The following is a 1,868-nucleotide window of genomic DNA, read 5'->3' on the forward strand; positions in this document are numbered from 1 at the left end:
ATAAAAATAACCAGGAAGGCAATTAACAAAAAAGGGGGCGTCGGCAGGTAAAGATGGTTGATACAGTCAAATAATACATTAATTGTTATTTTAAATAAAAAAACAAAGTCGGCGCCAAAATAACAATTAAAACGCGTTTAATAAGTGTGCCAGCTTAAATAAACCAGCGGCTCTGCTTTTCTGGCATTACAGATGAAAAGGCGTACCCGCCAGCTCTTGCTCAAGCCAGCTTAAAAAACACTTTATCTTTTTCCGCTTTTCATGTGCATGAGGAAATACCAGATGATGCGCGCTGACTGGCATCGCATAGCTATCGCCAAATACCGATACCAGTTTTCCGGCGCGAATATAATCCTGCGCCAGCAGATTGCTCTCCAGAGAAACCTGTTACCGCTTGGTTATAGTTACGCTGATATTTATTGTTTACGCCATTAGCGCGTTTGAGATGATCGATCGCCGTCGGCCAGGCCGACGGCGCTTTTCTCACGCGCGAGGTTAAAACTTATATTGCAGGCCGATGCGTAGCCGCGTCTGGCGTTCATCGGTGGTCTTGCGCACGCTGATATCGCCCACTTCAACATAGGGCGCCCAGCTTTGATTGAATTTCCACAGCGCCTTTATATTTTGCTCATAGTCCCACTTTTTATTATCAAAGCGAATCTGATCGCTGTGCTTATAGATGTAGTTATATTCCACCTTCCAGTCAGTAAAATCGTAACCCAGCCAGATTTCGCCGCGGTTGGTTTTCATGTCCTCTTTACCCGCCTCGCTTTCACGGGTGTATTCATAGCGGTAACGCGCGTTAATATAGATGCCGCTGTCAAACTCATAGCCGGTCATTAAAAAGGGTTTATAAATGCTTTTTTCATCGGTCGATTCAAGGGTAAACCCCGGCTGGACAAACCAGGGCTTGACCGGACGAAATTGATAGTTAAGAGTATTTTCCGTGCCGTCGCTGACCAGGTCGTGAAACGGCTTATTGGGATCGTCGCCGCCTGATCTCCATTTCGCCTCCAGGGTAAAACCAATACCGTTATCAAAACGGTGCGATATGGCGACCCGATCTTTATGTACTTTACTGTCATCCAGCCATTCGTGGCGTAAATCAATAATCACTGCCGATACCTGCGTCGTGGCCAGCAGCAACCCGCAGGCCAATAAGGTCTGTTTATTCATTGCCCGATCCCATTACGGTTATTCCAGAGGTTTTTTATCTTTTTATTAAGTTCGCAGCGTTATATTTCGCTTAATAAAAACGTCGTTTATTCCGCCTGTTCTGCCGTCGCTTTTTCCGCTCGCCATTTCCGCATAGCGCTTCACCGCCGCGCAGAGCAAAGACGGACTGTGGCTGTTTTGCAGGCGTACCCCTTCTGGCCCCCCGAAAAGGCGGACCAGAAAGACTTTCCGGGGTGAAGTTAGAGCTGCGGCGCCTGTTTTGGCTCCGTCGCCTTTTCATCGACCAGCGGCGCCAGCTTCATTTTCTGGCAGATGGCGCTGCGTCCCCAGCACTGCTCGTAGGGATAGCCCACCAGCGCCTCGATCACCGCGCGCACTTCCGGCTTGATATCGCTTATCTCGCCGCCCGCTTTGATGCGCGCTACCTCTTCCAGCACCACCAGATGCGTTTTACGGTTGAGCAGCATCTGACGGCTGAAGAAAATCGCCATCAGCGCCAGGCCGATCACGCCGCCGAAAAAGACCCAGGAGATGGCGGTCATCGCCTCTGGCGGCTGAGTATGGGATTTAGACTGGAAGCCGTAGTAGCTGAGGATCGCGCCCATCACAAAGACGATAATCGAGCGGACAATCTTTCCGGAGAAGGTCATTGCGCCGGCGTAGATCCCTTCGCGGCGACGGCCGGTAAAGAC

The 1,868-nt window shown here is 50.1% G+C and carries 2 protein-coding genes; both read right to left on the minus strand.

The features are described from left to right. Positions 1–495 precede the first annotated feature (495 nt). Positions 496–1,176 (minus strand): oligogalacturonate-specific porin KdgM family protein, encoded by a 681-nt coding sequence (locus tag MYY08_RS15735; protein ID WP_084971729.1) that lies wholly within the window; start codon positions 1,174–1,176, stop codon positions 496–498. 239 nt (positions 1,177–1,415) lie between these two features. After that, a partial coding sequence (locus MYY08_RS15740) for an MFS transporter (protein ID WP_288014873.1) occupies positions 1,416–1,868 on the minus strand: 453 nt, incomplete at its 5' end.

This window comes from Mixta sp., from assembly GCF_024610815.1.
GTDB lineage: Bacteria > Pseudomonadota > Gammaproteobacteria > Enterobacterales > Enterobacteriaceae > Mixta > Mixta calida.